General features: G+C 56.9%; 4 protein-coding genes. 2 read left to right on the plus strand and 2 right to left on the minus strand.

Annotated features, from left to right (window positions below):
* Positions 1-51: 51 nt before the first annotated feature.
* Positions 52-570 (minus strand): adenylate/guanylate cyclase domain-containing protein, encoded by a 519-nt coding sequence (locus AB2B41_RS22770; RefSeq protein ID WP_367880121.1) that lies wholly within the window; start codon positions 568-570, stop codon positions 52-54.
* A gap of 324 nt (positions 571-894) precedes the next feature.
* Between AB2B41_RS22770 and AB2B41_RS22775 the strand changes: the two genes are divergently transcribed.
* Positions 895-2,310, plus strand: coding sequence for a M20 family metallopeptidase (locus AB2B41_RS22775; protein WP_367880122.1), 1,416 nt, complete (start codon positions 895-897; stop codon positions 2,308-2,310).
* Between the two features lie 113 nt (positions 2,311-2,423).
* Positions 2,424-4,256, plus strand: a complete 1,833-nt coding sequence (locus AB2B41_RS22780; protein ID WP_367880123.1) for an adenylate/guanylate cyclase domain-containing protein — start codon at positions 2,424-2,426, stop codon at positions 4,254-4,256.
* A 191-nt stretch (positions 4,257-4,447) separates the two neighbouring features.
* Here the strand turns inward: AB2B41_RS22780 and AB2B41_RS22785 are convergent, their stop codons facing one another.
* On the minus strand, positions 4,448-6,190 hold the full coding sequence (locus AB2B41_RS22785; protein ID WP_367880124.1) for an adenylate/guanylate cyclase domain-containing protein: 1,743 nt from the start codon (positions 6,188-6,190) through the stop codon (positions 4,448-4,450).
* Positions 6,191-6,361 lie beyond the last annotated feature (171 nt).

The following is a 6,361-nucleotide window of genomic DNA, read 5'->3' on the forward strand; positions in this document are numbered from 1 at the left end:
CCCAACTGCTCATGCCCTCCAGCTATCATGCTGGATTCGCGAGATGAATCCCTAGCGGGATTTGTGCAACAAAGCCCTGGTAAACCGAATTTCTTGCGAGGCTGCCATACGGGCAAGTCTTGCTTGTCGCTGTGTCCCTTCCAGATCGATGGAATAGGCATCGACGGGAGCGTCAAACCCCTTCAACCTTACCGAACTTTCTGGCTTGAGTGCGATGTCGGCAGATTTCCCGGCAACTTCTGTCGCCGTCTTGCTTACCAGGCCACCGCCAGGTTCAGCCAATGCCTGAAGGCGCGCGGCCATGTTCACGGCTTCGCCAAAGATGTCTCCACCTTGCTCTGTGACGTCGCCAACATGCACCCCCGCGCGTAGGCGGACGGGATCACCGCGGAGGCGTTGCAATATTTCATGTGTCGCCGAGATGGCCATCGTCGCGGTGTGAAACTCCACCAGCGCGCCATCACCCAGAAGTTTGAAGATCTGGCCTGAATGATCCCTTACCGCGGGGCGTACGACCTGATCCAGAATGCGTTGCAGATCCCGCAGGGTTCCCTCGGGGTCGTCCCTCATTCGGGCCGTGTAGCCCACCACGTCCAGGCAAAGAATTGCGGCTATTCTTCGAGGCATGCACAAGACATATCGTTCGTTCAGATCATTGCCCTCAGTGGTAGCAGGCCGTCGAACAAAAAAAAAAGCGCCTCATCGCTAAGAGCACTTTTGTGCAGATACCAAAACTATCTGTGATCGAGCGTTGGCATTTTGGCGTGCTCGCTCAGACCAGAACCTGAAGCGCCCCGCATCAGATTGTGGATTGCTCCAAATGGCATTAGCATTTGTCCGATGGGCTACTTCAAAATCTGAACCGCCTTCTCATTCCAACCAGGAGCCAAAGCAATGAACGAGCATCAGTTGTGGGCCTACGTCGACGCAGCAAAGCAACGGTTCAAGACATTGAGCGACAGGGTTTGGGAGACGCCTGAGACCTGTTATGCCGAAACAAAATCGGCCGCGGCACATCTTGAAGAGCTGACGTTCCAGGGTTTCCGGGTACAGGAAAACGTCGCTGACATCGCAACGGCCGTGATCGGCGAGGCCGGAAGCGGCGGTCCGGTCATCGCGTTTCTGGGCGAATACGATGCTTTGGCGGGCCTCAGCCAGAAGGCCGACGTCCTCAAACAGGACCCTCTGGTCGAAGGCGCAAACGGACACGGTTGCGGACATAACCTGCTTGGCTCGGCAGCGATGCTGTCGGCCGTGGCCGTCAAGAACTGGCTTGAAGAGACCGGAACGCCTGGGCGCGTGCGCTACTACGGCTGCCCTGCAGAGGAAGGCGGAGCGGCGAAGACATTCATGGTGCGTGAAGGCGCATTCGACGATGTCGATATCGCCATAACCTGGCATCCGGGCGACATCCCTGGCATCGTCAAAGGCAGCTCGCTTGCAAATGCCCGCGTGGATTTCACATTCGAAGGCCGTGCCTCCCATGCGGCGGCAGCACCGCATCTTGGCCGCAGTGCGCTCGACGCTGTGGAACTGATGAATGTCGGCGTAAACTACCTGCGCGAGCATATTCCCGATGAAGCGCGCATTCATTATGCGATGATCCATGGCGGCGGTATTTCCCCGAACGTGGTCCAGGCCTACGCGAAAGTCCGGTATGTCGTGCGGGCCGGAACGGCACCTGAAATGCTGGAACTGCTCGAGCGGGTGCGTAAAGTGGGCACCGGGGCCGCGATGATGACCGAGACGACCATGTCCCACCAGATCCTCGCGGCGGTATCGAACCTGATTTACAACGAACCGCTTGGTGAGGCGATGCAGAATAATCTGGAACGACTGGGTCCACCGCCCTTTTCCGAGGTGGACCTGGCCTATGCGACACGCTTCCAGGCGACACTCAGCGAGCAAGACATTCAGCAGACATACCGGGCCCGTGGCCTCGTCGAAGACGTTCGAAAGCCTTTGGCGGATTTCATTGTTCCGGCTTCGATACCGCCGATGCCGCTGGGCGGCTCGACCGATGTTGCCGATGTCAGCTGGGTCGTTCCGACGGTACAGATGTGGGGCGCCAACCACGCGATCGGCACGCAACTGCACAGCTGGCAGGCCGTGGCGCAGGGAAAGAGCCAGCCTGCGATCAAAGGAATGGTTCATGCAGCGGCTGTCATGGCGGCAACAGGCGCAGATGCCATGGTCGACCCCGAATTGCGCGCGCGTGCGAAAGAAGATCTGGCGCGTCGGGTCGGACCCAAGGGGTATGTTTGCCCCCTTCCCCCCGCAATAAAGCCCCCGGTTGCAGAGATGGCTTGAGCTGACATCTATGCATGTCGCGGCGAATGACAGTCGGGAGCCCAATCCAGCCCTGAACTAAGCCTCTGCGCGGCTGCTAATAAGGACATTTTCTCTGGAGTGTGCGATGATCTATGGAAACGACAATCTCGCTCAGCCATCGTTTCTTGACAGGGAGGTTCTTTATGCATCGTCAACTTGCAGCCATCCTTTGCGGCGATATGGTTGGTTACTCACGGCTGATGGCGATCGACGAAGCAGGAACACTCAGAAGGCTAAAGCGGCTCAGGCGCGAAATTATCGATCCGAACATTGCTGAAGCTGGCGGAAAGATCATCAAGCTTACTGGCGACGGCATGTTGGTAGTTTTCAACTCCGTGGTAGACGCGGTCGAGGCTGCCGCTAGTGTCCAACGGTCGATCACTTCCATTGAGACAGCTTCATCCCCTGAGGACCGCATTGCCTTTCGCATCGGCCTCCATCTCGGAGACGTGATCCTCGACGAAGGCGACGTGTATGGCGACGGCGTCAACGTAGCCGCTCGGTTGGAAAGCGAAGCGGATCCCGGCGGCGTTACTCTCTCAGATGCAGTCTTCCAGCAAGTTCGAGCGAAAACTGACCTTAGCTTTCTCGACTTGGGGAAATTCACGCTCAAAAACATTCCCGGGCTGGTGCACGCTCACAAGGTTGATTTCGGTATGCCGGGCGACAACGTGCTAGAGGCACTGACTGGCGCCAAGCCAGATATTCCCGAGACACCGTCCGTTGCAGTACTCCCTTTTGACAACATGTCCGGGGACGCTGAGCAGACCTATTTCGCCGATGGTATCACTGAGGACATTATCACCGAACTCTCTAGATTTCCGGAACTAATGGTCATCGCCCGAAACTCCACTTTCGCGTACAAGGGGCGGGCGGTAGACATCCGCGGGGTCAGCCGCGATCTCGGCGTGCGCTTCGTCGTTGAAGGTTCGGTTCGTCGAGCTGGAAATCGTATCCGCGTTACCGCGCAGCTGATAGAAGCAACGACTGGGAGTCATCTTTGGGCCGAGAGGTACGACCGTGATCTCGAGGATATCTTTGAAGTACAAGAGGAGATAACCCGCGGCATCGTAGCTTCGATCATCCCTCAGATCGAACATGCCGAAATCGGACGTGTTCTAAGTGGTCGAGACATAGATTTTTCGTCCTATGACTTGGCGCTTAAGGCTTTCGCCGAAGCCTATGAAGCACTTCGACTTGGCAGCTATGAATTGCTTACCGAGGCATCCGAAACAGCAGCATCGGCGATAGAGAGGGATCGCCGCTGTGCCCTCGCCTATGCAGTAAGAGCCCAGGCGTTTCTCTACATTTTCTTGTTTCGCTGGGGTGATAATCCGGACGGGGCATTGGTGGAGGCAAACACCTGTATCGAGCAACTCTTCGATATTGGCACGAACGACCCCAGGGCCTATGCGATGCGCGGAACCATCCAACACTTCTCCGGCAACAGAGATGAAGGGCTTGGCGACCTGAGGCGTGCAGTGGAACTGAATCCCAATTATGCCTACGGCTTCTTTCTTTTGGCTTGGGCGGAGTCACTTGACGGGTATTCGGACGAAGCAACCAAACACGCGAAACTTGGCCTACGCCTAAGTCCGCGCGAACGCGACTCCTTCATCGGCATTGCCTACCTCGCGCTAGCGCAAGCGAGTTTTTCCAAAGAAGATGATGCCGAGACGCAGAAATGGGCTCGACTAGCAATCCAAATGCACCCCCGAGCTCCAATTCGACGTGCACTCATGGTCGCCACCTGCGGGCTTACCAAGGATATGGACGAGGCCCGTGAGCACCGCGACTTCTTGGCCAGCTTCGCTCCCGATTTTCTTGCTTCTCTGAAATCTGGTAAGGTCAGTCTCTACAAGAACGCAAAGGATAATGCTCGGCTGATAGATGGGCTAGAACGCGCATTGGCTTTTTCTAATTGATTAGCCCCAAAATTAGCAGGTACGGCAGCGTGCTTTAAGTTCGCGGCGTTGAACGCGGATGCCGGATATATCCCGCTCAGCTGACATCAGTGCAAGGTGCCGCTAATGACGGTAGGGAGCCCATTACGCCAAGAGCTCCTGAGGGCGCTTTGACCGAGATTTCTGGAGCCCCTGCAGGCCAGAAGGAATAATCAATCAGGCAGGCCTGCTTTTCGCAGGCAGTCGCAGTCCAACTCCAACCTCCGTTTTAATGAATAGAGCTGCGTCTTTTTCCAGGTTGAAACTTTGAAGTCTGGACGAAACTTCAAAACGGTCTGTGCCGCTTTCCGGGCGGCTTCGACTTCACCCATTTCCATGTAGACAATCGCCAGGTCGAGGTGGCCGAACCCTTCGACCATTTCACTGTATTCCCTGAAAGCCTCTATCGCTTCCTCATACTTGCCATCCAGACGCTTAGCGAAGCCAAGGACACCTGCGTACCATCCCGGGTAGTGAGGATTGAGTGTGATCGCTTGCTGTGCGACCCGGATCGCGTCGGCAGTTTGCCCGTTAAAGGCCAGCGTCAGCGACAACCGCGCGGCGACGTCGGCATGGTTCGGGTTAAGGGCGAGCGCCCTGTCGAATTTCGTGATAGCGTCATCAAGGTTGCCGTCGATTGCATCGGCGAACCCTTCAACTGCGTGGGCTTCAGGGTTGTAGCTGTCGATCTCCAGGGCGCGGCGCGCGCATTCCCGTGCTTGTGCAAGTGCCGCTTCGCGATCTTCGCTGAACCCATGCCGCGCCTCCACGGTACAGATAAAACCCAAGGTGCAGAGGGGCGCTGAGTAGGTCGGGTCGAGGGCAATGGCACGCTCCGCGTGGCGACGGGCCTCGCCAAAGCTTTCCTTGGTGACCTTCCTGCAACTCTCGATAGCCTTGAGCTGTGAGGACCAGGCTTCCAGATTTTTCGTGCCTGACCCCCGGAACCGGGCCATCTCACCTTCGAGCAACTCGACCTGCAACTCAGTCGCAATCCTCAGAGCAATTTCGTCCTGAACTTCGAAGACGTCCTCAATGAGCCGATCAAATCGGTCAGCCCAGAGATGCATCCCTGTCTTGGCGTCGATCAACTGGGCCGTGATCCTCACGCGGTCGCGGTTTTTGCGGACGCTGCCTTCCAAAACGAGATCGAGACCTTGCTCCAGCCCCACCTGTTTGATGTCCACCGACCGGCCCTTGTAGACAAAGGTGGAGTTGCGCGCGACGACGAGCAGGTTTGGCAGCTTCGAGAGGGTCGTGATGATCTCTTCGGTAATGCCGTCGGCGAAAAATTCCTGATCCGGATCGGAAGAGAGGCTGTCAAAGGGCAGGACCCCAATCAAGAGAGACTGTGAATGGGACTGCGGTGCGACGCGCGGAGGAGGCGCTTCCGGCGGTGCCCACTGGAAGACCGAGACAGGGGCCTTGACGTTTTTTAGTTTTCGATCTCCGGCCGTCCGGAAGACTTCTGACAGACGTTCGTCGATGCTCCTTTGGACGACGTCCGAGATCAAAACCGTACCCGGGTCCGCCAGAGTCTGAAGCCGCGCGGCCAGATTGACACCGTCCCCGAACAGGTCGTCGTCTTCAAAGGCGATGTCTCCTAGATGCACGCCCATACGTAATTGAAGGGCGGATTGCCTCAGTGCAGCGGTCTGGACATCGAAGGCACAGCGGACCGCATCGGAAACGGAGGCAAACTCCACAAGCCAGCCATCACCCATGCGTTTGATGATATTTCCTCGATGTTCCCTGACCAGCGGCTCGAATATGTCCTTTCGCAGAAATCGAAGCGCCGTGAGCGTCCCGGCTTCGTCGGACTTCATCTGACCGGAGTAGTTTACCACGTCTGCGGCGAGTACTGCAGCGAGTTTTCTTGTCAGATTCATTTGGGCGCTCAGGCTGGTTTGGAACATTTCCAGTCTACAGCGCTGGCGTCCTCTTTCAACGCGGCAAAGCAGGGCTAGGATAATGTTAGCGGCCGAGCGCGGTAGATGGCGGCTTCGTCCGGATGCTGTTGAAAAAGTCGACCGGGGATTTCGTTTGAATTGATTGTCGAACGGTTTCTGCCCGGCTCTTCACACCGG

Source organism: Sulfitobacter sediminis (assembly GCF_040811725.1).
GTDB lineage: Bacteria > Pseudomonadota > Alphaproteobacteria > Rhodobacterales > Rhodobacteraceae > Sulfitobacter > Sulfitobacter sediminis.

Excerpts from the sequence above, each read along its gene's own strand:
- AB2B41_RS22770 (WP_367880121.1), bottom strand. The coding sequence starts at position 570 with ATGAGGGACGACCCCGAGGGAACCCTGCGGGATCTGCAACGCATTCTG.
- AB2B41_RS22775 (WP_367880122.1), top strand. The coding sequence starts at position 895 with ATGAACGAGCATCAGTTGTGGGCCTACGTCGACGCAGCAAAGCAACGG.
- AB2B41_RS22780 (WP_367880123.1), top strand. The coding sequence starts at position 2,424 with ATGGAAACGACAATCTCGCTCAGCCATCGTTTCTTGACAGGGAGGTTC.
- AB2B41_RS22785 (WP_367880124.1), bottom strand. The coding sequence starts at position 6,190 with ATGTTCCAAACCAGCCTGAGCGCCCAAATGAATCTGACAAGAAAACTC.